General features: G+C 40.1%; 35 protein-coding genes. 7 read left to right on the top strand and 28 right to left on the bottom strand.

Going from position 1 to position 26,741, the window contains the following annotated elements; all coding sequences use genetic code 11:
- Positions 1-535: 535 nt before the first annotated feature.
- From rplQ to I6F53_RS08980, 18 genes are all read right to left on the bottom strand, one after another.
- Entirely contained in the window at positions 536-937 is a 402-nt protein-coding gene (rplQ, locus tag I6F53_RS09065; RefSeq protein WP_002959450.1) for a 50S ribosomal protein L17, read from the bottom strand.
- A 39-nt stretch (positions 938-976) separates the two neighbouring features.
- Positions 977-1,963, bottom strand: a complete 987-nt coding sequence (locus I6F53_RS09060) for a DNA-directed RNA polymerase subunit alpha (RefSeq protein WP_002959452.1) — start codon at positions 1,961-1,963, stop codon at positions 977-979.
- 24 nt (positions 1,964-1,987) lie between these two features.
- Complete coding sequence (gene rpsD, locus I6F53_RS09055; RefSeq protein WP_002959461.1) at positions 1,988-2,608, bottom strand: 30S ribosomal protein S4; 621 nt, start codon at positions 2,606-2,608, stop codon at positions 1,988-1,990.
- 21 nt (positions 2,609-2,629) lie between these two features.
- Complete coding sequence (gene rpsK, locus I6F53_RS09050) at positions 2,630-3,016, bottom strand: 30S ribosomal protein S11 (protein WP_002959471.1); 387 nt, start codon at positions 3,014-3,016, stop codon at positions 2,630-2,632.
- Between the two features lie 12 nt (positions 3,017-3,028).
- Positions 3,029-3,385: a 30S ribosomal protein S13 gene (rpsM, locus tag I6F53_RS09045; RefSeq protein WP_007584664.1), complete on the bottom strand. Its 357-nt coding sequence runs from the start codon at positions 3,383-3,385 to the stop codon at positions 3,029-3,031.
- Positions 3,386-3,509: 124 nt separating this feature from the next.
- Entirely contained in the window at positions 3,510-3,623 is a 114-nt protein-coding gene (rpmJ, locus tag I6F53_RS09040) for a 50S ribosomal protein L36 (protein ID WP_002959476.1), read from the bottom strand.
- A 22-nt stretch (positions 3,624-3,645) separates the two neighbouring features.
- Entirely contained in the window at positions 3,646-4,974 is a 1,329-nt protein-coding gene (secY, locus tag I6F53_RS09035) for a preprotein translocase subunit SecY (protein WP_007584663.1), read from the bottom strand.
- A 10-nt stretch (positions 4,975-4,984) separates the two neighbouring features.
- The gene (gene rplO / locus I6F53_RS09030) at positions 4,985-5,419 is read right to left on the bottom strand and encodes a 50S ribosomal protein L15 (protein ID WP_002959480.1); all 435 of its coding nucleotides are present in this window, start codon (positions 5,417-5,419) and stop codon (positions 4,985-4,987) included.
- 4 nt (positions 5,420-5,423) lie between these two features.
- Positions 5,424-5,606: a 50S ribosomal protein L30 gene (rpmD, locus tag I6F53_RS09025; protein WP_002959482.1), complete on the bottom strand. Its 183-nt coding sequence runs from the start codon at positions 5,604-5,606 to the stop codon at positions 5,424-5,426.
- Between the two features lie 2 nt (positions 5,607-5,608).
- Positions 5,609-6,115, bottom strand: a complete 507-nt coding sequence (rpsE, locus tag I6F53_RS09020; protein WP_002959485.1) for a 30S ribosomal protein S5 — start codon at positions 6,113-6,115, stop codon at positions 5,609-5,611.
- A gap of 9 nt (positions 6,116-6,124) precedes the next feature.
- The gene (gene rplR / locus I6F53_RS09015; protein ID WP_002959486.1) at positions 6,125-6,475 is read right to left on the bottom strand and encodes a 50S ribosomal protein L18; all 351 of its coding nucleotides are present in this window, start codon (positions 6,473-6,475) and stop codon (positions 6,125-6,127) included.
- Between the two features lie 9 nt (positions 6,476-6,484).
- The gene (gene rplF / locus I6F53_RS09010) at positions 6,485-7,018 is read right to left on the bottom strand and encodes a 50S ribosomal protein L6 (protein ID WP_002959488.1); all 534 of its coding nucleotides are present in this window, start codon (positions 7,016-7,018) and stop codon (positions 6,485-6,487) included.
- Positions 7,019-7,031: 13 nt separating this feature from the next.
- Positions 7,032-7,424, bottom strand: coding sequence for a 30S ribosomal protein S8 (gene rpsH, locus I6F53_RS09005; RefSeq protein WP_007584660.1), 393 nt, complete (start codon positions 7,422-7,424; stop codon positions 7,032-7,034).
- A gap of 21 nt (positions 7,425-7,445) precedes the next feature.
- A complete protein-coding gene (gene rpsN / locus I6F53_RS09000; protein WP_165741003.1) occupies positions 7,446-7,751 on the bottom strand; it encodes a 30S ribosomal protein S14 in 306 nt (101 codons plus the stop codon).
- Positions 7,752-7,761: 10 nt separating this feature from the next.
- Entirely contained in the window at positions 7,762-8,301 is a 540-nt protein-coding gene (rplE, locus tag I6F53_RS08995; RefSeq protein WP_010554915.1) for a 50S ribosomal protein L5, read from the bottom strand.
- A 16-nt stretch (positions 8,302-8,317) separates the two neighbouring features.
- The gene (gene rplX, locus I6F53_RS08990; RefSeq protein ID WP_002959496.1) at positions 8,318-8,632 is read right to left on the bottom strand and encodes a 50S ribosomal protein L24; all 315 of its coding nucleotides are present in this window, start codon (positions 8,630-8,632) and stop codon (positions 8,318-8,320) included.
- Between the two features lie 10 nt (positions 8,633-8,642).
- The gene (rplN, locus tag I6F53_RS08985; RefSeq protein WP_002959498.1) at positions 8,643-9,011 is read right to left on the bottom strand and encodes a 50S ribosomal protein L14; all 369 of its coding nucleotides are present in this window, start codon (positions 9,009-9,011) and stop codon (positions 8,643-8,645) included.
- A gap of 273 nt (positions 9,012-9,284) precedes the next feature.
- Entirely contained in the window at positions 9,285-11,255 is a 1,971-nt protein-coding gene (locus I6F53_RS08980; protein ID WP_197239249.1) for an AsmA family protein, read from the bottom strand.
- A 228-nt stretch (positions 11,256-11,483) separates the two neighbouring features.
- Here I6F53_RS08980 and I6F53_RS08975 point away from each other — a divergent pair, with 228 nt between their 5' ends.
- The 4 genes from I6F53_RS08975 to I6F53_RS08960 all read left to right on the top strand — a co-directional run bounded on the left by I6F53_RS08975 (position 11,484) and on the right by I6F53_RS08960 (position 14,393).
- Positions 11,484-11,903, top strand: a complete 420-nt coding sequence (locus I6F53_RS08975) for a hypothetical protein (protein ID WP_197239246.1) — start codon at positions 11,484-11,486, stop codon at positions 11,901-11,903.
- Positions 11,904-11,911: 8 nt separating this feature from the next.
- Positions 11,912-12,112, top strand: coding sequence for a helix-turn-helix transcriptional regulator (locus I6F53_RS08970; RefSeq protein ID WP_197239244.1), 201 nt, complete (start codon positions 11,912-11,914; stop codon positions 12,110-12,112).
- Positions 12,113-12,267: 155 nt separating this feature from the next.
- Positions 12,268-13,431, top strand: coding sequence for a hypothetical protein (locus I6F53_RS08965; RefSeq protein ID WP_165729097.1), 1,164 nt, complete (start codon positions 12,268-12,270; stop codon positions 13,429-13,431).
- Between the two features lie 275 nt (positions 13,432-13,706).
- Positions 13,707-14,393 (top strand): TorF family putative porin, encoded by a 687-nt coding sequence (locus I6F53_RS08960; protein WP_024591363.1) that lies wholly within the window; start codon positions 13,707-13,709, stop codon positions 14,391-14,393.
- A gap of 54 nt (positions 14,394-14,447) precedes the next feature.
- On the opposite strand, the gene I6F53_RS08955 is transcribed toward I6F53_RS08960, so the two are convergent.
- The 4 genes from I6F53_RS08955 to I6F53_RS08940 form a co-directional block, all read right to left on the bottom strand.
- Positions 14,448-14,783: a Bor/Iss family lipoprotein gene (locus I6F53_RS08955; protein WP_197239241.1), complete on the bottom strand. Its 336-nt coding sequence runs from the start codon at positions 14,781-14,783 to the stop codon at positions 14,448-14,450.
- Positions 14,780-15,091 carry a Bor family protein gene (locus I6F53_RS08950; protein ID WP_197239238.1) on the bottom strand — a complete coding sequence of 104 codons (312 nt, stop codon included), beginning with the start codon at positions 15,089-15,091 and terminating at the stop codon, positions 14,780-14,782. The genes I6F53_RS08955 and I6F53_RS08950 overlap by 4 nt, the downstream gene beginning before the upstream one ends.
- A 203-nt stretch (positions 15,092-15,294) precedes the next feature.
- On the bottom strand, positions 15,295-18,873 hold the full coding sequence (locus tag I6F53_RS08945; protein WP_197239236.1) for an ABC transporter permease/M1 family aminopeptidase: 3,579 nt from the start codon (positions 18,871-18,873) through the stop codon (positions 15,295-15,297).
- 9 nt (positions 18,874-18,882) lie between these two features.
- On the bottom strand, positions 18,883-19,764 hold the full coding sequence (locus tag I6F53_RS08940; protein ID WP_197239233.1) for an ABC transporter ATP-binding protein: 882 nt from the start codon (positions 19,762-19,764) through the stop codon (positions 18,883-18,885).
- A gap of 187 nt (positions 19,765-19,951) precedes the next feature.
- Between I6F53_RS08940 and I6F53_RS08935 the strand changes: the two genes are divergently transcribed.
- Entirely contained in the window at positions 19,952-20,629 is a 678-nt protein-coding gene (locus I6F53_RS08935; protein ID WP_197239231.1) for a nitroreductase family protein, read from the top strand.
- A 207-nt stretch (positions 20,630-20,836) separates the two neighbouring features.
- On the opposite strand, the gene I6F53_RS08930 is transcribed toward I6F53_RS08935, so the two are convergent.
- Positions 20,837-21,139: an ArsR/SmtB family transcription factor gene (locus tag I6F53_RS08930; RefSeq protein ID WP_165729089.1), complete on the bottom strand. Its 303-nt coding sequence runs from the start codon at positions 21,137-21,139 to the stop codon at positions 20,837-20,839.
- Positions 21,140-21,438: 299 nt separating this feature from the next.
- Between I6F53_RS08930 and I6F53_RS08925 the strand changes: the two genes are divergently transcribed.
- Positions 21,439-21,783, top strand: coding sequence for a rhodanese-like domain-containing protein (locus tag I6F53_RS08925; protein ID WP_197239229.1), 345 nt, complete (start codon positions 21,439-21,441; stop codon positions 21,781-21,783).
- A gap of 22 nt (positions 21,784-21,805) precedes the next feature.
- On the opposite strand, the gene I6F53_RS08920 is transcribed toward I6F53_RS08925, so the two are convergent.
- From I6F53_RS08920 to I6F53_RS08905, 4 genes are all read right to left on the bottom strand, one after another.
- Entirely contained in the window at positions 21,806-22,201 is a 396-nt protein-coding gene (locus I6F53_RS08920) for a DUF1801 domain-containing protein (RefSeq protein ID WP_197239226.1), read from the bottom strand.
- Between the two features lie 45 nt (positions 22,202-22,246).
- Positions 22,247-22,792: a PH domain-containing protein gene (locus I6F53_RS08915; protein ID WP_165729086.1), complete on the bottom strand. Its 546-nt coding sequence runs from the start codon at positions 22,790-22,792 to the stop codon at positions 22,247-22,249.
- A 66-nt stretch (positions 22,793-22,858) separates the two neighbouring features.
- Positions 22,859-23,476, bottom strand: a complete 618-nt coding sequence (locus tag I6F53_RS08910; RefSeq protein ID WP_197239224.1) for a LysE family translocator — start codon at positions 23,474-23,476, stop codon at positions 22,859-22,861.
- A 181-nt stretch (positions 23,477-23,657) separates the two neighbouring features.
- Entirely contained in the window at positions 23,658-24,056 is a 399-nt protein-coding gene (locus I6F53_RS08905; protein WP_197239221.1) for a DUF3224 domain-containing protein, read from the bottom strand.
- A gap of 88 nt (positions 24,057-24,144) precedes the next feature.
- Between I6F53_RS08905 and I6F53_RS08900 the strand changes: the two genes are divergently transcribed.
- Positions 24,145-25,923 carry an ABC transporter transmembrane domain-containing protein gene (locus I6F53_RS08900; RefSeq protein WP_197239219.1) on the top strand — a complete coding sequence of 593 codons (1,779 nt, stop codon included), beginning with the start codon at positions 24,145-24,147 and terminating at the stop codon, positions 25,921-25,923.
- On the opposite strand, the gene I6F53_RS08895 is transcribed toward I6F53_RS08900, so the two are convergent.
- On the bottom strand, positions 25,920-26,552 hold the full coding sequence (locus tag I6F53_RS08895; protein WP_197239218.1) for an OmpA family protein: 633 nt from the start codon (positions 26,550-26,552) through the stop codon (positions 25,920-25,922). The two genes, I6F53_RS08900 and I6F53_RS08895, sit on opposite strands and share 4 nt — an antisense overlap.
- Between the last annotated feature and the right edge of the window lie 189 nt (positions 26,553-26,741).

Here is a 26,741-nt window from a genome sequence, read left to right as displayed (position 1 = left end):
AGAGCAGCCAAGTAACCTTGAACCCCTGTTACCTTGGAATATTAAGCAAGGCTAGGTGTCGTTAGCCATACGCTTACATTTGAAATAGTCAGAAGCTGAGATTTGAATTCATTAGCTATGTTTTATTTAAGAAGTGAGTTTAGTTAGGCCGCAATGGTTAGCGCTACTATGAGGTTCTTAGTACCGGCATATAGATAAGAGAGCGAACACAATATCTTCTGATCAGATCTAATAAATAAAAACTTCATCAGGGATTGCTTAATGGTAGTTAAATTCGAAGTGCTATCATTAATAACTGTAAATCACTATATATAGTGGGAATGATCTTTAAATAGCATCTGATAGGCTATTTTGGATGAATGGTAAGTAAAGGGTAACTAGGCAGATCTATTAAAATAGCTGTCAAAACAACTTATCGATTCAGAATCTATGAGTCGATGAACATAATAGAAGGTAATTACTCGTTCATATAGTTTGACAAATTTTAGGCAAGAAAAAGCCGAGCATAAGCTCGGCTTTTAGGTTTCTTTAAGACTTACTCTGCAGACTGTGCGTCTTCTTGAACTGCTTCGCTAGTCGCTGGGCGACCAACTAGTTCAATATAAGCCATTGGTGCATTATCACCAGTACGGAAGCCACACTTAAGAATACGAGTGTAACCACCTGGACGATCCGCGTTACGTGGACCGATTTCACTGAATAATTTACCAACAACTTCATTATCACGCGTGCGAGCAAACGCTAAACGGCGATTTGCTACACTGTCAGTCTTAGCCAGTGTGATTAAAGGTTCAATTACACGACGTAACTCTTTCGCTTTAGGCAAAGTAGTTTTGATGATTTCATGTTTCACCAAAGAACCTGCCATATTGCTAAACATCGCTTTACGATGGCTACTGTTACGGTTTAATTGACGACCACTCTTACGATGGCGCATGACCCTATCCTTCTAACTAAACTAATATAGTGATTTAGATTATTCAGCTAAACTTGCAGGTGGCCAATTTTCTAGGCGCATGCCTAGAGAAAGTCCACGTGAAGCTAGCACGTCTTTAATTTCAGTTAGAGACTTCTTACCTAAATTAGGCGTTTTAAGAAGCTCAACTTCAGTGCGCTGAACTAAATCACCGATATATTGAATTTGCTCGGCTTTCAAACAATTTGCTGAGCGTACTGTTAATTCAAGGTCATCAACTGGACGAAGTAGAATAGGATCGAATTCTGGCTTCTCTTCTTTCTCTTCTGGCTCAGTTACATCACGTAAATCTACGAATGCATCTAATTGCTCAGCTAAGATAGTAGACGCACGGCGGATCGCTTCTTCTGGATCTAAAGTGCCGTTTGTTTCCATATCAATGATTAACTTGTCTAAATCTGTACGTTGCTCAACTCGAGCTGATTCAACCGAGTACGCAATACGTTCAACTGGGCTAAATGATGCATCAAGCAACAATCTACCAATTGGACGCTCATCGTCATCAGAGGATAAACGACTAGATGCCGGCACATAACCACGACCACGTTCAACACGAATACGCATGCTGATCTCGCTGTTATTTGTAGTTAAATTACAAATAACGTGATCTGGATTAGCAATTGTTACATCGCCATCGTGCTGAATATCAGCCGCAGTAACAGGGCCTACACCAGATTTAGTCAGGGTCAGAAAAACTTCATCTTTGCCTTCTAACGTTACTGCTAAACCTTTAAGGTTTAATAGTATTTCAATGATGTCTTCTTGAACGCCTTCTTTCGCGCTGTACTCATGTAATACACCGTCGATTTCAACTTCAGTTACTGCACATCCAGGCATAGATGAAAGTAATATACGGCGTAAAGCATTACCCAGAGTATGGCCAAAACCACGCTCTAATGGTTCTAAAACTATTTTAGAACGCGTTGGGTTGATAGCGTCGATGTCGACTAACCTTGGTTTTAGAAATTCTGTAACAGAACCCTGCATTTTATCCTCTCTTAACTCTTAACTTTACTTAGAGTAAAGTTCGACGATTAGTTGTTCATTAATGTCCGCAGACAGGTCTGAACGCTCAGGTAGACGCTTAAAGCTGCCTTCCAATTTCTTACCGTCAACTTCAACCCAAGTCGGCTTTTCACGTTGCTCAGCCAACTCTAGAGCAGCGATGATACGTGCTTGTGTCTTAGACTTCTCACGGATTACAACAGTATCTTCTGGAGTAATTACGTATGAAGGAATGTTCACAACACGACCATTAACTAAAATCGCTTTATGGCTTACTAACTGGCGTGCTTCTGCACGTGTGCTAGCAAAACCCATGCGATATACAACATTGTCTAAACGTTGCTCTAAAAGCTGTAACAAGTTTTCACCTGTGTTGCCTTTAAGGCGAGCAGCTTCTTTGTAGTAGTTACGGAATTGCTTTTCTAATACACCGTATATACGACGTACTTTTTGCTTTTCACGTAATTGTAAACCGTAATCAGATAAGCGACCTTTACGAGCGCCGTGCTGACCAGGTGCAGTCTCAAGTTTACACTTAGAGTCGATAGCTCTTACGCCGCTCTTAAGGAACAGGTCAGTACCTTCACGACGACTCAGCTTGAGCTTAGGGCCCAAATATCTTGCCATGTTATTTCTCCTAACCTATTGTTAAACGCGACGTTTCTTCGGTGGACGACAACCATTATGTGGTATAGGCGTCACGTCAGTAATGTTGGTAATACGGTAACCAGCAGCATTCAAAGCACGTACAGCAGATTCACGACCTGGACCTGGACCTTTAATGAAAACTTCTAGATTTTTTAAACCGTATTCTTGAGCAGCAGTACCTGCACGCTCTGCAGCAACCTGAGCAGCAAATGGTGTAGATTTACGTGAACCACGGAAACCTGAACCACCGGCAGTAGCCCATGATAGTGCATTACCTTGACGGTCGGTAATCGTTACAATAGTGTTGTTGAAAGACGCATGAACATGAGCCATACCATCAGCAACTTGTTTTTTAACCTTTTTACGACGAATTGGTGTCTTAGCCATAATACTATCCCCTTATCGCTTAATAGGCTTACGTGGACCCTTACGGGTGCGCGCGTTAGTCTTAGTTCTTTGACCACGTAGTGGTAAAGAGCGACGGTGACGTAGGCCACGATAACAACCAAGGTCCATAAGGCGCTTGATATTTAAAGTAACTTCACGACGAAGATCACCTTCAACAGTGTACTTGCCAACTGCATCACGCAGTACGTCAAGAATTTCGTCTGAAAGTTCACCGATTTTTGTGGTCTCGGCGATACCAGTCGCTACTAAGATAGCCTTAGAGCGAGTCTTACCTATGCCATAAATAGCTGTTAAACCAATAACTGCATGTTTATGATCAGGGACGTTAATGCCAGCAATACGGGCCACTAACACATCTCCTATATTCGAATTTGGTAATCATCTGTTTGAAAAGCCCGTAAGGATACTCAAACGAAGACCAAATTACTACTAAAAACACAGGCCGAGAAAACTCAGCCTGCACGCTGTTTACTTAGCCTTGCCTTTGCTTATGCTTAGGCTCACTGCAAATTACGCGTACTACACCAGCACGTTTAATAACTTTACAGTTACGGCATATTTTCTTAACGGAAGCACGTACTTTCATTGCTCAACTCCGTAAACTGACCTTATCGACCGTAGCCTTTAAGGTTCGCTTTTTTCAGCACAGAATCATACTGATGAGACATCAGGTGAGTCTGTACTTGTGCCATAAAGTCCATGATTACTACAACGATAATCAAAACTGATGTACCGCCGAAGTAGAATGGCGTTTGCCACGCCATCGTCATGAATTCAGGCACCAGACAGATAAAGGTTATATACAAAGCACCTGCCAATGTCAGGCGTGTCATCACTTTATCAATGTATTTAGATGTCTGCTCACCTGGACGAATACCTGGGATAAATGCGCCAGATTTCTTAAGGTTATCTGCTGTTTCACGAGGGTTAAAAACCAACGCTGTATAGAAAAAGCAGAAGAAGATAATAGCTGCTGCTAGTACAAGTGAGTACAACGGTTGACCTGGGGTCAACGTAGTAGCTACAGCTTGTAATACATCAGCAACTGGACCTTCACCTTGGCCGAACCAGCTAGCAATTGTACCAGGGAACAGAATTATACTACTAGCGAAGATTGGTGGAATAACACCCGCCATATTTACTTTTAGTGGTAAATGCGTGCTTTGAGCAGCAAATACTTGACGACCTTGTTGGCGTTTAGCGTAGTTAACAACAATACGACGTTGTCCACGTTCAAAAAACACTACAAGATAAGTAACAGCGAATACGATTACCGCAACCATCAGTAGTACAAAAACATTCAAATCACCTTGGCGCGCCATTTCGACTGTCGAACCAATAGCAGACGGCAAGTTAGCTACAATACCAACAAATATTAGAACTGAGATACCGTTACCGATACCGCGTTCTGTAATTTGTTCACCCAACCACATAAGGAACATAGTACCAGTCACTAAACTCACCACTGCGGTGAAATAGAAACCCATACCAGGGTTAACAACTAACCCCTCCATCATGCCCGGTAAGCTAGAAGCAATACCGATTGATTGAATAGTAGCTAGCACAAGCGTGCCATAGCGTGTGTACTGGCTAATTTTTTTACGCCCTTGCTCACCTTCTTTCTTAAGCTCTATAAACGGAGGATACATATGCGTTAATAGTTGCGTAATAATCGAAGCCGAGATATACGGCATAATACCCAGTGCTAACACTGAAGCTCGCTCAAGAGCACCACCACTGAACATGTTGAACATTTCAACAATGGTGCCCTTTTGTTGCTCGAAGAAATCGGCAAGTACAGCGGCGTCAATCCCAGGGATCGGCACAAATGAACCTAGACGGTAAATTATGATAGCACCCAATACGAAGAGTAATCGGCGCTTCAATTCCGAAAGTCCACCTTGTGCACTTTTTGTATCTTGACCTGGTTTAGCCATTAGTACTTCCTTAGTCTTCTACCTTGCCTCCGGCAGCTTCAATAGCTTCGCGAGCACCTTTAGAGGCTTTAAGGCCTTTAACGGTAACAGCGCGTGAAACTTCGCCAGATTTAACAACTTTAACGAAAAGAACGTTCTTTTTAACTAGACCAGCTGCTTGTAACGCGCTTAGGTCTACCACATCGCCTTCAACTTTAGCGATTTCAAAAAGGTTTATTTCTGCAGATACTAAAGATTTGCGAGAAGTGAAACCAAATTTAGGTAGACGACGTTGCATAGGCATTTGACCGCCTTCAAAACCAACGCGCACTTTGCCGCCAGAACGTGATTTTTGACCTTTGTGACCACGACCACCAGTCTTACCTAGACCAGAACCGATACCACGACCAACACGTTTTGGAGCAGTTTTTGAACCTGCAGCAGGTGAAAGTGTATTCAAATGCATCGAATTAACCCTCTACCTTAACCATGTAAGAAACCTTGTTTATCATACCACGTACACATGCTGTGTCTTCTAACTCAACAGTGTGGTTGATACGACGTAAACCAAGACCGCGTAATGTAGCTTTATGTTTCGGTAAACGACCGATAGAGCTTTTTACTTGTGTTACTTTTACAGTTTGATTTGCCATGGTTACCCCAGTATTTCGTCTACGCGAAGGCCACGTTTTGCAGCGATTGACTGTGGAGAATTCATATTCTCAAGAGCCGAAATCGTTGCACGTACCACGTTGATTGGGTTAGTAGAACCGTAACATTTAGAAAGTACGTTCTGCACACCAGTCACTTCAAGTACTGCACGCATAGCACCACCTGCAATGATACCAGTACCTTCAGATGCTGGTTTCATGAACACTAGTGAGCCAGCATGACGTCCCTTAACAGGATGCTGTAATGTGTTGCCATTTAGGTCTACGTTGATCATGTTACGACGTGCTTTTTCCATTGCTTTTTGAATAGCAGCTGGAACTTCACGTGCTTTACCATAACCGAAACCTACTTTACCTGCGCCATCACCAACTACAGTTAGTGCAGTAAAGCTAAAGATACGACCACCTTTAACTACTTTAGACACACGGTTCACCGCGATTAGCTTTTCAGCTAGATCAGGCTGTTGTTGCTTTGCTTCTACGTTAGCCATAGTCTACTCCTAGAATTGCAAACCGGCTTCACGCGCAGCATCAGCTAGCGCCTTCACACGGCCGTGATATTTAAAGCCACTGCGATCAAAAGCAATCTTTTCGATGCCTTTGTCAGCCGCACGTTCAGCAACCGCTTTGCCAACTGCTTGCGCAGCTTCAACGTTACCGGTGCCTTTAACTGTTTCGCTAATAGCCTTTTCAACAGTAGAAGCAGCAGCCAGTACATTACCCTCAGCATTTACAACTTGAGCGTAGATGTGACGTGGCGTGCGGTGGATAACAAGACGCGTTGTGCCTTGTTCAATATAATTTCTACGAGTGCGTTTAGCACGACGTAGACGAGCTGTTTTTTTATCCATCGTCTTACCTTACTTCTTCTTAGCCTCTTTACGGCGTACATTCTCATCTGAATAACGAACACCCTTGCCTTTATAAGGCTCAGGTTTACGGTATGCACGAATGTTAGCAGCTGTTTGACCAACTAACTGCTTATCTACGCCCTTAACTAGAACTTCTGTTTGGCTTGGAGTTTCAATCGTAATTCCTTCAGGAACTGCGAAATTAACTGGGTGTGAGAAGCCAAGAGTTAAATCTAATGTTTTACCCTTAGCTGCAGCACGGTAACCCACGCCTACTAACTGAAGTTTCTTCTCGTAACCTTCATGCGTACCAACAACCATGTTGTTGATTAGAGCGCGAGCAGTACCTGCTTGAGCCCATGCATTCGCTACGCCATCACGAGGTAAAGTAGTAATAACGTTGTCATTAACTTGTACTTCAACAGCGTTGTTGATAGTACGAGTAAGTTCACCGTTTTTGCCTTTAACTGTGATTTCCTGGCCTTTTAATGTAACTTCTACACCGGCAGGAACAGTAATTGGTGCCTTTGCTATGCGAGACATAGTTCCCCTCCGATTAAGCTACAAAACCAATGATTTCACCACCAACACCAGCACTACGTGCTGTGCGGTCTGTCATTAGGCCTTTAGAAGTTGATACGATAGCGATACCAAGACCACCCATTACCTTAGGTAATTGGTCACGTTTCTTATAGATACGTAGACCAGGGCGACTTACACGCTGGATATTTTCAATTACAGCTTTGCCTTCGAAGTACTTCAATTCGATAGAAAGCTCAGGTTTAGTTTCACCGTTAACGGCGAAATCTACGATATAACCTTCGTCTTTTAGTACTTTAGCTAATGCTACTTTCAGCTTTGAAGTTGGCATCGTTACAGATACTTTCTTCGCTGATTGACCGTTACGAATTCGTGTGAACAAATCCGCGATAGGATCTTGCAAGCTCATAGTCTTACTCCCATGATTCTATTACCAGCTAGCCTTTTTAAGGCCAGGAATTTCACCGCGCATAGCTGCTTCGCGAACTTTAATACGGCTCATGCCGAATTTGCGAAGGAAACCATGTGGGCGGCCCGTAATGTTACAACGATTACGTTGACGTGCAGGGCTAGAATCACGAGGTAAAGCTTGTAGCTTAAGTACCGCGTCCCAACGATCATCTTCAGATGTATTAACATCACTGATGATAGCTTTTAGTGCTGTGCGCTTTTCAGCGAACTGAGCAACTAGTTTTGTGCGCTTTGCTTCGCGCGCTTTCATAGAATTCTTTGCCATAACCCTACCCTTATTTCTTAAATGGGAAGTTAAACGCTTCTAACAACGCACGGCCTTCCTCATCAGATTTCGCAGAAGTAGTGATAGTAATATCCATACCGCGTACACGGTCTACTTTATCGTAATCGATTTCTGGGAAGATGATTTGTTCACGTACGCCCATGCTGTAGTTGCCACGTCCATCAAAAGACTTAGCACTTACGCCACGGAAGTCACGAATACGTGGGATAGCGATTGATACCAAACGCTCAAAAAAGTCCCACATACGCTCGCCGCGTAGGGTTACTTTACAACCAATCGGGTAACCTTCACGCACTTTGAAGCCAGCAACAGATTTGCGTGCTTTAGTGATTAGAGGTTTCTGACCAGAGATTGCTGCTAGATCCGCTACTGCGTTATCTAAAATCTTCTTGTCAGCTAGGGCTTCGCCCACGCCCATATTCAATGTGATCTTTTCGATCTGAGGGACTTGCATGACAGAGCTGAAACCAAACTTCTCTTGAAGTTCAGCAACTACTTTGTCTTTATATACTTCATGCAGTTTCGCCATCATTCTACTCCAACTATTAGATAGTTTTACCAGTAGATTTAAAGATACGTAATTTCTTACCATCTTCAATCTTGAAACCTACACGATCAGCTTTACTCGTTTCCGAGTTGAAGATCGCAACGTTTGATGCATCCATAGATGCTTCTTTCTCAACAATGCCGCCAGCTTGGTTCAATTGTGGAACCGGCTTTTGGTGTTTCTTGATCAAGTTTATGCCTTCGACAAAGATTCGACCAGATTCAGTAACAACTGAAAGCACTTTTCCGCGCTTACCTTTGTCTTTACCTGCTAGTACGATTACTTCGTCATCACGACGTATTTTTGCTGCCATGATTGGCTCCTTACAGTACTTCTGGGGCTAGTGAAACGATTTTCATGAACTTATCATTACGAAGTTCGCGAGTCACAGGGCCGAAAATACGTGTACCAATTGGCTGCAAGTTATCATTTAAGATAACAGCCGCGTTGCTGTCAAAACGGATCAGAGAACCATCTGGACGGCGAACACCTTTTCTGGTACGCACAACTACCGCGTTTTTAACATCACCTTTCTTCACTTTACCGCGAGGAATAGCTTCTTTTACAGAAACTTTAATGATGTCGCCAATCGCTGCGTAGCGACGGTGTGAACCACCAAGGACTTTTATACACTGCACTTTGCGAGCGCCGCTGTTATCAGCAACTTCCAGCTGAGTTTGCATTTGGATCATGTTAATGACCTCCGGTGTAGTAATTACAACGTGTCTAAAATTTGTTTAAAAATCAGACATTTCGATTAAATCCCAATCAAAAAACAAACGAGTTGTCTCTTAAGGGCGGGCAATTGTACCAGCATTGAGGAGGTAGCGATAGGTTATTTTTTAATTAATTTGGAGTGTATGGTTATTAAAGTCGAGTAATTACGGCTATGTAGCTATTTTACAGGTGGTTACAAAACAAACAAGGCACTATATAAGTGCCTTGTTTACGTCAGCTGTAGTTGATTAACCAAATAAACCTTTTAATTTATCTTTAATCTTATCTTTTGCTTTGTCTTTGGCTTTTTCTTTAGCCTCATCGACTTTCTGCTTAGCTTCATCTTTGAGCGCATTGCCTACATCAAGCTTTATACCAACATCATGGAAAGGCCCTTTTATACGTAATGGTATTTTAAAACCACTACTGTCATCAGTAGTTCCCTGTCCTTCGATTGATCCAACTATGCCCGTAACCAAACGATAGTTAACCATTGTTTGCGGTAAATCGACGTCCCCTTCACCAGATATTCTAATAAGTGGGCTGATAAGTGATAAATCAGTATTTTTACCAATACCATTAGTAAAGTTGAAGCTTCCCGTTAGTGCAGAGAAATCCGTTTGCTCAGATTCTTCAAACCCTGTATCTAACCCTTCAGATGCTGCACCAAAGTTTCCTGAAATAAGCTCCTTACCTTTACGTACCATCTCAGCTATATTCGCACCTTTTACAGCTCCATCAGCAAACTCAAATCCAAGCTTTCCGTTAAGCGCACCAATAAACGACTTTTGACTTTGGCCAGTTGTGTTTAGGTTCCAATTTAAAGACCCCTTACCCATTAGCTTGTCAAAACCTGCCGCATCCGTTAATAAAGGCTGTGCATCTATACCAGCTAAGTCAAAGTTAGTTGATATTTTATAAGGTACTTGTTGTGCGTTTACATTGATAACGCCTTTACCTGACCCTTCATAAGCAGAAAAGCTATCTAGGCTTAGTTTTGCAATGCAATTTTTTAAAGCAACAGTAAATTGATTTGCGCCCAACTTAATATCGTTAGCTTTTAATCCACTTGAACGAATAACTACATTCGCATCTAGTGAATTTAACGCACTTAGATCAATTTTAGTGTCATCCCATACTATTGGCTCTGCAGGTTTATCATTTTGCTCTACTGGCTCTTCTTGTTTTGCTACTGCTTCAGGTAGGTACGGGTTTAAATCAAGCATACCTAAATCAATATCAGCATTTACAGCTAAACGCTTACCTAGGTTAAGCTCGCTCTTACCTTTTATTTCCAATGCGTCTAACGTCGCAACTAAATCTTCTAAATTAAATTTCTCACCTGCTAGGTGCATTTTACCGTTTACACTAAATGCGTTAAATGCATTTTCTTTTGCACCTAACTCTACACCTTGCCATTTCGCAATGTTTTTAACTGACTCACCATTTAATGCTAACTGGCCTTTAATATCTTGGCCTTGCTGAGCAATGCTTCCTTCGAAAGTTAAATCAACTAAACGAGAATCTAAGCTTTGTTTAACATTAAAAGTAGCACCTTCAATTGCTTTGGCCGGAGTATCTAGTTTTACATCAAGCTCAAAGCGTTCTTGCATATAAGTAATACCACCTTTTACTTCTAATGTTTTACGAAGTGAAGGAAGTAAAATAGCGAGCTCTAAATCACTAATTTGTTGTTTAGCACCTGTTTGGCCATCTAGGTAGGTAAATGTACCGCCATAAATAGCAACCTCACCTAATTCAATATCAAAGTTATCTGGAAGCTTTATCGCTTCACCTGATTGGCTTTGCTCTTTAGGTTGCTCTGCAACTGCATCAAACAACTGCCAATTAGCTTTTCCATTTTTGTCGGTTTCTAATAGAATATTTGGTTCGTTTATAACAAACTTATCTAATTTAAACTCACCACCAAATAATGAAAACCAAGGTATGTGTACAGCAAGCTGTTTCATACTCGCCATATCGGCGCGCGAACCTGATTCCATGTTTGCAAAATGCACGTCGTTAAGTTCTAACTTTAATGCAGGGAATACGCTAAGTGTTTTATCACCTTTAATAGTAAGAGTACGCCCAGTTGTTTGTTCTACCTGCTGCGACACTTTATTAAAAATAGTATCAGTAGGGATTAAAAACGGTGCGGCAACAATGAGTGCTATACATAGTAAAAGTATTACACCTACAATTTTAAGTAAGGTTTTCATGATCGTCCTTTCAAACGTGCAAATAATGTTCTTATCATAGCGAGTGTTAGCCTTAAAATCATTGTAGTTATGATAAAAAAGCACTTTATTAGATATTACATTCTTATCCTGAATCACCCCTGAAACATTTTGATACCTTTAGGTTACAAAAAATATTGACTTCATGAAACCTTAAGGTTGCATTAATACCTAGAGGTTACATTTTATAAATTTAAAAGGAAATGAGTTATGTCTAATTACGATATTAAAAGTGAAGAAAAATTTATGGGCCAAAATGCATGGTTTTCATTATTCATGGGTATCACTTTATTAATCATCAGTGTTTACCCAATGCTTAATCACACATCAGCCCCATTATTGCTTTTAGGAACTACTGCTTTTTTAGGCTCATTCTTTATGTTTGTGATCAGAGGCGGGTTTACATGGAAAATGAAATACCACCTTACCTATAAAGATGAGTATTTAAACACCATCGACACCATCGCCTATAAACATGTTGTGCTTGGCTTACTTTTTAGTATGGGTGGTGTGTACTTATTATCAGATGGTCTTGCTTTAGAAGTATCTCACAGCATGATGGCTTCATTTTACCTTGCTGTAATGAATTTAATATACGGCGTATCAATTCTTTGGCAAAACAAAGATTAGGATTAAAAGTGAAAAATCATATTGCAAAGTATCGAAAAGAGGCTGGGCTTTCCCAGCAAGAACTTGCTGATGCTATTAATGTATCGCGCAAAACAATAAGTACCGTAGAAACGGCACGATTTACACCGTCGGTAATAATTGCTCTAAAAATAGCAAAGCATTTTAATACCTCAGTTGAAAGCGTCTTTGTACTAGATGAAAATGATTGATACATATTAAAGCGTTAGCCTCATTTTATTAGCAAAAATACTGATTTAGTCACTTCAATTACAACGTATGGAGGACAGCGCTGTTGTTATCAACGTAATTGCGCTAAAATAGACCAGCAAAAAAATATATATCTAAACCGGAGATTCTACAAGGCATGAAAAAACTGCTAATTTCACCGTCAAAAATGACGCTAGGCGAACAAGAAAACCAAATCTATCAGAACATTCTGAAGCAATCTTCAGAGTTAAGCCTTAACCTTATGGCCGTGAAAGTAGAAAACCACCCTGATGATTTTTTACCTTGGTGTTATGAATTGCTAAATGCTAGCAGAGATCGTATGAACTACGATTTACTAGAGCCACAGCAATTGCCTGTACTTAAAAAGCTACACGACCAGCTTATTTCAGCTATCAGCTTTTTACAGGTTAAAACTTTACGTATTGCTCCTTGGCCTGTTGTAAGTGTATTTGTAGAACAACACAAAGACGTTATTGCACTTGATGAACAACTTCGTTTAGTAGACTACATTAAAAGCATTCGTGAACAGTCTCTTAAAGATATGATCCCTGAAGACTTACTTGCGTTTAGTGGTAAGCACATGGCATCACTTGATCCAAGCACATACAACTTTGACGTTGAATGGTTTGCATCTACAAAGAGTGCAAAGAGCTTCCATCAAATGCTTGGTGATTTACCAGGTGCTTTTGACGATGCACTAGTGAATATTCCACTTGAAGGTGATATTACTCAATATGAGTATCAACAATTTGTTGCTGCTTATTCAAAAATATTCACCGACAACAACGAAAAACCAACACTTGCGCCTGCAACTCGTTTGCTTGCAATGCGTCGTCCTGATTTATTTACTCCGATTACAAATAATCGATTAGATGCTTTATGTGGTGCCCTTGGTGTTTCTAAACTTAAAAATAGTGATTTTGAGCGTTACTGGCAAGATATCGTAAAAGGTATTCAAGCTATGTCATGGTACAAAATGGCTAAACCGAGTAATGAGTTAGAAGAACAATTAGTTGCTATTAAAGCGCTAATCCCATGTTTCTTTCACTATGCTGATGCTAAAACACCAGATAACTCTAACTACATTAAACTGCTAAGCAAGCCTAAACGTACTACAACTACAACAGGTAAAACTCAGCGTAGAGGTAAAGAGTCTGCAGAAATTTTAGTAGACCGTGCCCTTGCTGCTGACGATATTCCTGAACATATTCGCAGTAAACGCGATTCAATTGTGAGTGAAGTTCAAAAAGGTCGCAGTGTAAACGAAACAATTAGCCTTATGCGTACTATATTCGGTTAAACCTTCTAATTTAGCCGTACTTTTATGGTGCGGCTAGGTTAATTTATGCACCACCAACGTGCGCAACATCTTCCTTCATGTTATACCCCTTCCCTATTCATAAAATGCAAGCTCATGTTTTTTAATATATAAAAATAATTTTTAGTAAAAATAATGAAGCTGGCACATACAGTGCAATTATCCCGTTAGTTAAACAATAAAAAGCCGTCAGCCTAAAGGTTCCGATTACATAATAAAAACCTTGGCGAGCAAAAATCATATAACGGGAAATGGACATGCTAAAACTAAAAAAAACCATCGCTATAAGTGCTATAGCATTAATGGGCGCAACATCTTTAACGTCAACAGCCGTACATGCTGAAGTAACTGCTAATGCAGCGGCAACATCAAACTACTTATGGCGTGGTCAAGAGCAAACTGGGGGCGATGCAGCTATTTCAGGCGGTATTGATTATGCCAATGAATCGGGCTTTTATGCAGGTACTTGGGCTTCAAATGCATCGTGGGCAGATGAAATGACCTATGAGCTTGACTTATATGCAGGCTTTGGTGGCGATATTAACGAAAGTGTTAGCTACGATGTTGGTTATATTTATTACGCTTACCCAGACGCAGCTTCTGAAGCAGACGCAGATTTCTCTGAAATTTACGGTAGCATCAGTGTTGAAGGCTTTACCTTTGGTGCTTCTGTATTAGCAACATCAGCTGCAAGTGGTGATGGTACAGACTTTGGTGATTCACTTTACCTGACAGCTGACTACGGTTTTGCTGTTGGCAGTAACGGCACTGAAATGGCACTTCACTTAGGCCATTACTCTGGTGATTTTATTGGCGATGATAATATCTTAGATTACGGTGTATCAATTTCGAAAGACGGTTTTACTTTTGGTTTGTCTGATACAGATATGGATGATTCAGATATTAAAGCTTACGTTGCTTATTCTGTAGACTTTAATTTATAAGAAAGAATGTGTTACTTGCTGCAACACGAAGGGCCTTTTGGCCCTTTTCTCGTTTTATAGCTGTTTTGCCTTAAATGGTACCTTATTACATTGTACTTCTACTGTTTTAGGGTACCAAGCTGGGCCGATTTGATTCACAACCACCTCAGCTAAACCATTAGTAAACGATTTATACGTATGAACACTTTGCCACTCCCCTTGTGGGCAATGCGTTGTTAAATCTAACGGCTCTGACCCCTCGTACAACGCAAGTGCAAAATTATGATGCCACTGTGAGCTTTTTAGCGGTTTATTGCTTACTTTGCTTTGTGCTCCGTTATCAAAGTAAATATTTGTACATCCCGTTAATATAATAAATGTGCAACTGGCTACAAATAGCTTGATACTCATAATGTCTCCCCTATTACTTGCTCTTGGCACCACACTTTAATGGTATGAGGCGAGTATATTCCAAGCGTAATTAAACTCAGCGCTCCATCACTAAAGGTTTGCTGTGACTGCATTTGAGTAACGGGTGTATTTGAACATATTTGTTTTACGTCTACCCGCTGCTCACCCACCAATCCCCATAAATAAAATGGGCGGCTATCTTCGTAATTAGCTTGGCTCGTTATTTTTTCTGCAGCCTGTGGCTGAATGGTTACCGCAGAACAAGCACTCAGGCTTAATGCTATCGCCCCTATAATTAATGGTTTCATACTCTTCCTTATAAACTAAATACCAGTAAGGTAACTTTATAAGAGAACATAAAATATTAGCGTAAAAAGCTGTGGGGAATATGTAGAAACGCTATGAAGTTTTATACAGTTTATTACACATAAAGGCCGCATAAATGCGGCCTTTAAAGTAGTTAACCTGTATTCAGATTAGTTAACTAAAAGAATTGTTATTTAAATAGCAGTTAAAACTTAGCTAAGTTGTTTTTACTGTCTTTATCGACCAGCTTAATGTAAGGATCGACCCCCGCAAATAATGGCTTTTCTTTTACTTTAAGCTCAATCGTATTAATACCTGATACTATTTGGTGCTTTTGAGAGTAAATAACAAAATCTTCAGCTAGTAGGTTTTCAGGGTCATCGCTAAACAATGCAATATCAATTAGCTCATCGAGCGGCTGTTCAGTTTCTTCACCTTGGCCATCCGCACGCTGTTTAACGGCTTCTACGCTAAGTGTTACAGTATAAAAACCTTCGCTATCAACGCTATCTGTAACTGACACCTCTTTCATCTCAAGCTCATACAGTGTTATGTATTTAAACTGATCGTCAATAAAGCTTTGTTCGGCTTGTGTTGCGTCTTGTTTTAAATAGCTAAGTAAATCAAGTGTTGTTGGGTATGGTGTTGATTGGTACTGAAACTCATTTAAAAATGCTTTTAGTGCATCATTTAAACGTTTTTCACCTAAACGATCATAAATCGCCATCATTACCACAGATCCTTTATTGTAATGAAGATATTGTTGAGACTGCGTTTTATATAGTGGCATTTCTTCAAAGGCTTCCCCTGTACGCCCTATTAAGTACCTATCAAGTTCATATTTTAAAAACTTACGTAGCTTCTCTGCGCCAAAGCGTTTTTCGAGCACCATAAGCGCACTGTACTGTGAAAGCGTTTCTGACATAACTGCGCTCCCCTCAACATTCGCTCCCGACACTTGATGCCCCCACCATTGGTGCGCTACTTCATGTGCGGTAACATAGTAAGGGTAGTCAACTTTACTCTCATCTCTTAAGTCTGTAATAAACCCCATGCTTTCTGAGTAAGGGACTGTATTGGCAAAGCTTTGTGCAAACGAGCGATACTTAGGAAATTCAATTATACGTAGCTGCTTATGCTGATACGGCCCAAATGCTTGTGTAAAGTAATCTATCGAGTCTTGTACCGACTCAATCATACGGTCAACATTCCATGCATGATTTTTGTGGTAATACACCTCAATATTTACCCCATTATGCTCAACCTTTTTACTTTCAAGTTCAGCCGAAAGCACCGCATAAAAGTTTAAAATAGGCGCATCCATTTCATAAACAAAAGTGCGGCGCCCGTCTTTTACACTTTCACTTTGTAAATACCCTGGGGTAATAGCAAATTGCGACTCGTCGGTTGTTACCGTTGCCTTAAAGTTAATAAACCCATTAGCTGCACCAAAATCACTTTGTGTATAGTACTGACTGTCTTCTAGCTTATGGGCACGTTCAAGTTCTGGTAAATCATGCTTACGGCGTTCAAATTTATCAGCTACCTGTAAACCACGGCTATAACCAAAGCTAGGAAGGAGTTCCAAGTTATTAATAAAAGTGCCATTGGCAACTAATTGTGTATCAGAGTCTTTATCAGTAAAGGCTGTATGATCACGAGTAACCGACAGTTGCCCTTCTCTTATTTCGTTTGGCATAAGCGGCTGCTCAAACTCAAACCATGCTGAATAAAGCGCTGGTAATTTTTCAACTATCTTACCGCCTGCCATGGCTACATCCCAACTTTTAGCGTGTTGAGGTGAGCTTATTAACACTCGCGTAATTGGCTCGTTAGAGGTATTAGTAAATTTAATTTTTGCCACAGCACTTAAAGCACGCTTTTTTGGATAAATATCAACAGTTAAGTCAACATCGGTCACCATAGGTACTGCTAAGTCTTTGTATTGTGCAAACTGCTGTTCATAACTTATTTGCTTGTCTTGAAACTCATCGCTCGTAGTAAACTCATTCAAAACTCTTGTGTTGTTATAAATATTGTAGCCTGCACCAACAAACACTAATGCACTAATAACCGCAATCGCTTGCCCTTTTAACGACATATTATAACGAAGCATAGACAGGCGTGTACGCAGCGTTTGTGAAGGACCACGGTGCCATAACGCAAACCCAACAATCGCTAAAACAAGACTTAACGCGCCCCAATATAATGTGTACCAATGCGCAGCTTGTAAGAAATGCCCATAACCATTTATATCAGAATACGGTACGCTACTGCTTTGCGAAAAATGATACATATGATGCTCAAACCCATAAGAACCCATTACTTTTTGCGCTATGTAATACAAAATAAACAAACCCATTCCTACATATTTATTCGGGCTAATAATCTGTAAAAAGAAGGCGAGTACTGTCAGCATAATCAACGGTAAAATCGATAAGTAAACAATCCTAAATAAATACTGTCCTAGCTCTAAATTAAATTGACCTTTAAATAACTGAACTGTAATTGTGAGTATCATTCCCACGAGGAACAACCCAGAAACAGCAGCGATTAAAGCCAGTATTTTTGACACCCAAAAAACACTGTTATGTACAGGAAAGCTGTCAACAATATCGCCCATGCCACTTTGTCGCTCTCGCCACACAAGCTCAGCACTATAAAAAGCGATAATAACAAACAAAAACAAACCGGAAATACCGCTAATAATATTGACCATATTCTGAGTTAAAGGCCAGTTAGTAGTGCCATAAGCACCAATAGGCGCAAACAGAGGGATCATAAGCGTTACAATGCTTACACCCGCTAAAATCATAAAAGGAGCACTAAATATAACTTGTTTAAGTTCGAATATACTGCGCATTATTAGCTGAGATTTAGTACTAATCCCCGCTGATTTATAATTTTTAGCACTGTTGATAAGTGCAGCTTGTTTATTTTGTACAAAAGCAGAGACTTTAAATTGCTTCTTCTGTTTTTTAGTTACTATGCGGTTGCTTAGCTTTCCAAGGCCAAAAAACATTGCAACACTGATTGCCACCCACAATATACGGTTAACTAAAAGGTCACCTGTGAGCGTTAGCACTTCTGTGTTTTTATCATTTACAGTCCAATAACGTGTTAAATCAATTAACGAACCAGAGCCAAATGGGTCGGCGTAAACAACAATATTTCTAAATGCTAAATCATCAAAGTAAACGCCGGCAATTTGATAGGCTATAAAAATCACAACAGCTGCTACATACACCGACATCATGGTTTTAAAATAGACCGCTACACTATTAAAAATAGCCGCAAGCACCAGTAAACTTGGCACTGCTAAATAAAGATAAGGCGCAGCGTAGTACATTAGCTTATTAGGACCAATCAATTCGCCATCGAGCCAGCCAACTAATAAACCAAATTGCGACCCTAAAAACACACCCAATGGCACGCTTAAAAATACAATAAGTACAACTAAGTAAGAACCAAAAAAACGCCCTGCTTGATAAGGCACAGGATTAACAGGCTTACTAAATACCAGCTCATCCATTTTGCTTTCACTGTTGCGAATAGCGGAGCTGGCAACAAAGTTAACCACTAAAAACATAGCGAGTGTACAAAATGTAACGGTTAAAAGCATAATAGAGAAAGGCGAGTTCATATGAACATTCGCCCCACCTAGCGGAAACTTACTACTGGAGCTTATAAAAAACGCCATAAAAAAGAAGATTAATGAGGTCACATAAAACGAAGGTTGGCGCATAAAATAGCGCAGCTCAAACGCAAGCATATTAAAAAACATAACGCCTCCTTATGCTACTTCGCTGTTACGATGATTAAGCAGTGTAGAAAAATACACATCTTCTAAATTTGCATTACTTGCTTCAAACCCTTGTGGAGCCTGCTCTGCTATTACATGTAAAATTGTTTTCCCTGCAAATAAGCGTTTTGAAATAACCGGTAATTGCGGCTCAAGTTCTTGCGCTTCTTCTTGGCTCATGGCTTTGCGCCAAATTTGTCCTTGGAGCTTATCGGTAAGCGCTATTGGATTACCTTCTAGTAAAATCTTACCGCCAGCCAACACCGCCATATTTGGGCAAAGCTCTGCAACATCTTCAACAATATGGGTCGATAATATAACTACTTTTTGCTCGCCTAAGCTTACTAATAAGTTATGAAAACGATTACGCTCTTCAGGATCTAGCCCCGCTGTTGGCTCATCAACGATTAGTAAATCAGGGTCGCCTAGTAAGGCTTGTGCAATACCAAAACGCTGGCGCATACCGCCCGAAAAGCCACTTACCGCTTTTGAGCGATGTTGATATAAATTAGTGTGCGCAAGTAACCCTTCAACCGACTCTTTACGCTGTGCTTTATTATGAATACCCTTTAAAACAGCCATATGGTCCAGTAAGTCGTAAGCACTAACACGCGGGTACACACCAAAATCTTGTGGTAAGTAACCTAAGCGTTGGCGCAGTGCCTGTGGGTCTTTAAATACATCAATGCCATCAAAAGTAATTGAACCTGAATCAGCCGACTGTAGTGTTGCAATGGTACGCATAAGCGATGATTTACCTGCGCCATTTGGCCCAAGCAATCCAAACATCCCTTTACCGATAGATAAATCAACACCTTGTAGTGCATGTACGCCGTTATCGTAGGTTTTAGATAACCCAGTTATTGATAGCATTTTTACTTCCTTGAATATGAGTAATTATTTTTATGATGTTTTATACCACAAGAAAAACAGGAACATAAGTTACTTACTGGTTAAATTTGTAACAACAAATAAACATAATTTAAACTCATAACACTTGCCTACACTTTATTCACTCGGTATAAAAACCACATATACTTTTTATAAGAAGCGAAAAGCCATGCAAGATCACCAAAGCCAGCCATTAAACGACTTTATAGAATACCCACACGACGAAATGCTAAATCGCGCTAACGAGTTTTTAACCACTAGCCAACGCCGCCATAGCATTCGCAGCTTTAGCGATCGACCAGTGCCTAAGAATATTATTGAAGCATGTATAAAAGCAGCAGGTACAGCACCCAGTGGAGCGAATCATCAGCCTTGGCATTTTGTTGCTATAAATAGTAGCGATGTAAAAAAGCAAATAAGAGAAGCCGCAGAAAAACTAGAGCGCTCTTTTTACGAAGGCAGAGCAGGTGAAGAATGGTTAGATGCGCTAAAACCGTTAGGTACCGACGCCAATAAACCTTATTTAGAGCATGCACCTTGGCTTATAGCTGTATTTAGTCAAAAAAAGGGTGGCGTAAGCACCGATGATAAAAATACGAATTATTATGTGCATGAGTCTGTTGGCTTAGCTACCGGCTTTTTAATTCAGGCTTTGCACCGTTCAGGTTTGGCAACCCTTACTCATACTCCAAAACCAATGAGCTTTTTAACCGACATATGTGGTCGCGATAGAGATAACGAACGCCCATACATGCTACTTATTACAGGTTACCCAAGTGATGATGCAACAATACCGGCTCATGCACTGGATAAAAAATCTATCGATGAAATAGCTACGTTTATTTGAGATGGTATTTAACCGCAAACTTATCGCTTGGGTTAAACCTTGCGATAATACGCTGCTATATATTTGTAGCTTCGTCTAAAGATAGTGGCTGTTTTCGTACGAAATCTATTTAAGTACAAATGCTTCAAAAAGTTAATAGCGCAAAAATAATGGAGCGGAGGTTATTCTAACCTGCTTTCGCTGCGCTACTCACGCCACTAAAAATCGTTAGTCTTTACAAAATAAGTTATATAGCGTGCCAAGTAATTGCACTGCGTTATCGTCAATTATACGATAATAAATAGTTTGGCTTTCACGGCGAGTGGCAACAACATTCGCTTTTCGTAGTGCAGCTAAATGCTGAGAAAGTGCCGATTGTGCTAAAGGTACGGCTTCATTTAGTTGCGATACACTCATTTCTTTATCTTGCAAAGAGCATAAAATCATTAAGCGATTTTTATTCGCTAAAATTTTTAATAACTGCTCTGCCTGCGCCACATTCCCAGCCATTGCAATAAAGTCGATATTCATAGCATGCTCTTATTATAAAAAGTGATTGGAGTATAAATATATACATTGTTAATGTCTAACATTAGAATTTACTAATATAGAAAAAACGAATATAGTAAATAAAACACTAAATAAAGCTCAATAGCTCATTTTTTAATTGCGGGACTCATAATTGCCGTATTTGTATTGCTGCAATATTTTGATCCTAGATGAATATGGCTTACTGTTTTTATTGCACTAAACTCAATTCAATCTGTATTAGTTGTTGGTATTTGATGATCACACAATTACGCAAACGTAACCTTAAGGAATAAAAAAGCATGCTTACATCGATCCCTGATTTACTTAAAATTATCACACCTAACCAGCGCCGCATTGACGCAGCGCAAGCAAAGCTCGAGCTTGAACAAAATAACGGTTTACTTATTGATGTGCGCGAACCCGCAGAACACGCAACAAATGCAGCTGTTGGAGCAATAAATATTCCGCGCGGGTTACTCGAAATGAAGTTGATGGAAATAGAAAAAGACGCAACACGCCCAATTTACTTACACTGTGCCAGTGGTGCACGTGCAACCCTTGGTGCAGAAGCGCTAACACGTGTTGGTTATGAAAACGTTAGTGTTATTACCTGTGATGCAAGCCAAATATGTAGCGTGTTTTAAGCATCTACTTAAGTGCTTGCAGTTATGCACCTAACAAAGGTAGGTGTTTAACGCTGTGATAAGTCAGTGCTAATTTAATACACGCTTTAAGTGGGTACTCTGGTAATGGCTTTTCACTATTTAACACTATTGCTCTATTTCCTTCAAAAGTAAGACTATGGGAATACAGCTCTCTAAATGTGCTTACTAGCTTTGATTGGCAATGAAAAAACAAATAACATGATGATCCTTTAAAGCCAATGCGAATGGGGCTGCCATTTATTGTGCTATAACTTGGCTCTCCCCACTTTATTGACTCCTCCACAGCTCCCAAGTTTTGCTCTTGTGCTACGGTATAAATTAGCTCCCGTAATTTTATAAGCGTACTTTTAGTTATCTGAGGATAATTATTAAATATATTTTCAATATCCGTAGTCACAAAAACATCCTTATAAGCAAGATATTGACTGTATTTAAAAATAAGTTACTTTTGCTGCCTTTCATCAAGTAAAACAAGTAGCATCTGCTCAATATTTTTAACACTATAAGTAAGTGCTCTCAGTAGCTCTTTCTCACTTTGTTCTGTCGCCTGCTGCGAAGTTTTACCTTGATTAGCCAATACATCTTTTTGCTCAAGTATCGCTTCTCTAAACTCACTCGCATTAACTACACCAAGCAAAGACACTAAAGCCCCATTTCCTGACTGCCCTGCCGTTTCAAAGCTTAAACGATATAACCCAAACAGTCGCATTAACGGCCCTTGGCTTAATCCAACATCAGTTATTTTTTCAAGCGGAATAGATTTTTCTTCTTTAAATAATATGCCACGTTTAACTACCAATTTTTGTGGTAATAAGTCAGCCGACATAGCTGCGAGTATTCTCCCGCCCACCAGCCATACTATAAGTAAAATGATAGGTATAAGCGGTATAGTAACAAGAGCTAACATTGCAAATAGTGAAGTAGTAACCATCCAATATTGTTTTACCTTGTAATCGAATGAAGCACTTTTTAAAATATGTTTTGTCATTGTTTTAATCCTTTATCTATATAACTACAAATACACTCTGCAAGCTTCAATGATCTCTACTCAATCTTACAAACTAATAACGACCTTTATAGCAAGAGCAATAAACACAACACCCAATATTTTATCAAGCCATGGGTTTTGCTTAGTAAAACCAAAGCGGTTTTTTGAAACCTCAGTAAGTACTGCAACTAGCAAATACCAACCTGTATCAATTATAAACACGGTTAAGCACATAATAATGCCAATGCTTAAAGTAAGTGCCTGAGGGTCTATAAATTGCGAGAACAACGCTAAAAAGAAAATGGCTAATTTAGGGTTTAAAAATGCAATGGCGAATCCATCTTGCAGCGCTTTAGTTTCACTTACCTCGCTTTTTTGTACTTGCAGTTCGTCATTACTGGGTTTTGCCAATAGTATTTTTAAACCTAAATAGGCTAAATACCCAGCGCCCAAATAAACTAGCACTTGGTATACGGTAGGAAACTGAACCATTAATGCTCCTAAGCCAAGTAACGAAGCTGCCGCATAAAGCCCAACACCTACGCCATGGCTAAGTGCAGCAAGCATACCGTTTTTCATTCCGCCACTCATTGTATGCTTTAATACAACTGCAAGGCTTGGGCCTGGCGACATTGCACCCATCATGCATACAAGCACTAAACTAAACCATGCTGCTAATGTCATTCTTATCCTTATAGTTCATCGTTTTCTATTAATAATATATAGGCCATTATTTGGCCTTATTACTTTCCAACCTTCTTGATTTTAGCGGTATATGCGCTCATTTAAATCATTTACATCAATGTCGTTACTAAAAACCACGCTTTTTAAATTCTACTATTTTTTGCATTGTTTGTTATCCACTTTATAAGCTGTATTCAAAATCGTAATAGTGAATGCCCTGCTCAATGCGTATTTTCATACTGCCAGTTAATCCTTTCAGCTCATTTGAGCCCGAATCAGGAACAACATTTAAAATAAGACTGTCTTGTCCTTTATTCATAGTGCCAAAGTGTTGCAGTACAAAACTGCCCTGCTTACCTTCAAGCTCACCTATCACTTGCTCTATTGCCACGTAACCCGCACTGCCTTGGGTTGGCGTCATTGCACTAAGCATCTCGCCTTGGCTGGTAGCATTAAGCGCACCAGTAAAAGTTTTATCAATCGACATGCGTCCTAAGTTAATGCCTTGCTGACCTTTGGTATAACCTTCAATAGGCGCTAAAGCCACTGTAAATTCACCGCTTATTATTTTTGTTGTCATAGCTATTCCTTATTGATGATATTTAATACTATTGATTTTTAATCCGATGATGCCATATCTATACCTTAACCTTTAAAAAGAATCCACTATGTCAAAAAACACCTCTGCATCCGAAAAAGCTGCTTTTAGCAGCTTATTACCTGTTTTTGCTTTTATAAAACCTTACAAATGGATGGTAGTAGCTGCGCTAGCCGCGCTATTGATCACTGCGGGTGTTAACTTATCACTAGGTCAGGGGGTTAAGTTTGTTATTGATCATGGGTTTATTGCAGGCTCCAAAGATCAATTGCAACAAGCTGTGCTGGTACTCATTGGTTTAATCAGCTTATTAGCGATAGGTACTTTTAGCCGTTTTTATTTAATGTCGTGGATTGGCGAGCGGGTAAGTAACGATATTAGAAAAGCAGTGTTTAATCGCATTGTAACGCTACACCCTAGCTACTTTGAAGAAAACCGCAGTGGCGAACTTATGTCGCGTTTAACCACCGACACCACATTACTGCAATCAATTATCGGCTCATCATTTTCTATGGCGCTGCGCAGTGTACTTATGTTGATTGGTGGCTTAGCTATGCTGCTATTTACTAATTTAAAACTTACTTTAGTGGTTGTAGCCTGTGTACCGCTGGTACTTGTTCCTATGATGATATTTGGTCGCAAGGTACGCAAACTAGCAAGCTCTAGCCAAGATGCCATTGCCGACATAAGTACCTATGCCGGAGAAATCATACAAAATATTAAAGTAGTGCAAAGTTATAGCCATGAAGAACAAGAACAACATGCCTTTGCGCTTGAGACCGAAAAAGCCTTTAACGTTGCTAAAAAACGTATTAAGCAACGTTCATTTTTAATAGCCGTGGTGATTTTTTTAACCTTTAGTGCTATTAGCGCTATGTTATGGGTAGGTGGTAACGACGTACTTGCAGGCACCATGAGCGGCGGCGAGTTAGGTGCATTTGTATTTTACGCTATTATGGTGGCAATGTCGGTGGCAACCGTTGCTGAAGTATATGGCGAACTACAACGTGCAGCTGGTGCTGCGGCAAGGTTACTTGAGTTACTTGCTGTTAAAAGTGAGATAGAAAACCCGCTAGATCCACAAGACGATAGCTTACTGCAAAACATTAACAGCCCTGCTATTACACTTGAAAATATAAGCTTTAACTATCCTTCTCGTCCAGACGTGAGTGCGCTTAATAAAATAAGCCTAAATATAAATCAAGGCCAAACCGTGGCAATTGTTGGCCCTTCTGGCGCAGGTAAAACAACGTTATTTGAATTACTACAACGCTTCTACGATCCAGCTAGCGGAGCCATTAAATTTAAAGATGTAAACATTAAAGATTTATCGCTTAATACTCTGCGTAATAAAATGGGCATGGTAGCGCAAAACCCTATTTTATTTAGCTCCGACGTAATGCATAACATCCGCTACGGCAACCCAAGTGCAACCAATGAGCAAGTATATGCCGCAGCAAAGTATGCGCATGCCGATGAATTTATCAAACAGTTACCGCAAGGTTATAACAGCTTTTTAGGTGAGCAGGGTGTGAGGTTATCGGGTGGGCAAAAGCAGCGTATTGTGCTTGCACGTGCCATATTAAAAGACCCTGAAATACTTCTTCTGGATGAAGCCACCAGCGCGCTGGATGCGCAAAGCGAACACCATGTACAAGCTGCACTTGAGCATTTAATGCAAAACAGAACAACGTTAATTATTGCCCATAGGCTGGCAACGGTTAAACATGCCGATGTAATTGTAGTGATGGAAAATGGGGAGATTATAGCAACGGGTACTCACCAAGAGTTGTTAGTAAGTAACCCGCTGTATCAAAAACTGTGTGAATTACAGTTTAATAAAGATTAACCTTCGGTATTTGGCACTATCTGAATTTCTACACGGCGGTTTTGAGCACGGCCATTTGCACTATCATTAGTTGCAATTGGGCGTGTTTCGCCATAGCCCATAGTGCTAATACGTGTAGCCATAATTTGTTGGTTCACTAAGTAGTCTTTCACACTTTGTGCGCGTTCACGCGATAGATTCATGTTGAAGCTATCTTTACCCGTACTGTCGGTATGACCTTCTACACTTAAGTAGGTTTTTTCGTACTTGTTCATTACTTTAGCAATTGCATCTAACGTATCGTTAAAGCCTGATGAAATATAAGACTGAGCAGTCGCAAATGTAATATTTGATGGCATTACTAAACGTAAGTTATCACCTTCACGCACTACTTCAACACCTGAACCCGCTAACTCATCACGAAAAGCCGCTTCTTGTTTATCCATGTAGTCGCCAACAGCAGCTCCCGCAAGTGCCCCTATAGCTGCACCAATAAAAAAGCGTTTATCTTTATGGTTACTCGTAGCTTTACCTAATACGCCACCTGCGGCAGCGCCAATTGCTGCGCCTTTACCTGCATTATTCATTTCACAACCAGAAAGTAATACGGCTAGTACGGTTACGCTTAAAAGTGATTTAATTAAAGTCATGGTGATACCCTATTCATTAAGAATTTAGCAAGAGTATGCAAATACATGTATGAACAAACTATGAAGAGGGTGTTAAAACCAACGCATCTTGCTTGATTGTTAAACAGACACCAAACTAATGTGTCATTTTAATAAAAATGTCATACTACACAGTGACAATTTAACGAATTTTACAAAGGATAATGGCGC

It is taken from the genome of Pseudoalteromonas sp. SWN29 (genome assembly GCF_015864465.1).
In the GTDB taxonomy this organism is placed as follows: Bacteria; Pseudomonadota; Gammaproteobacteria; order Enterobacterales; family Alteromonadaceae; genus Pseudoalteromonas.
The sequence above is the reverse complement of the archived record's forward strand: the minus strand, read 5'-3'. Positions and strand labels throughout refer to the sequence as shown.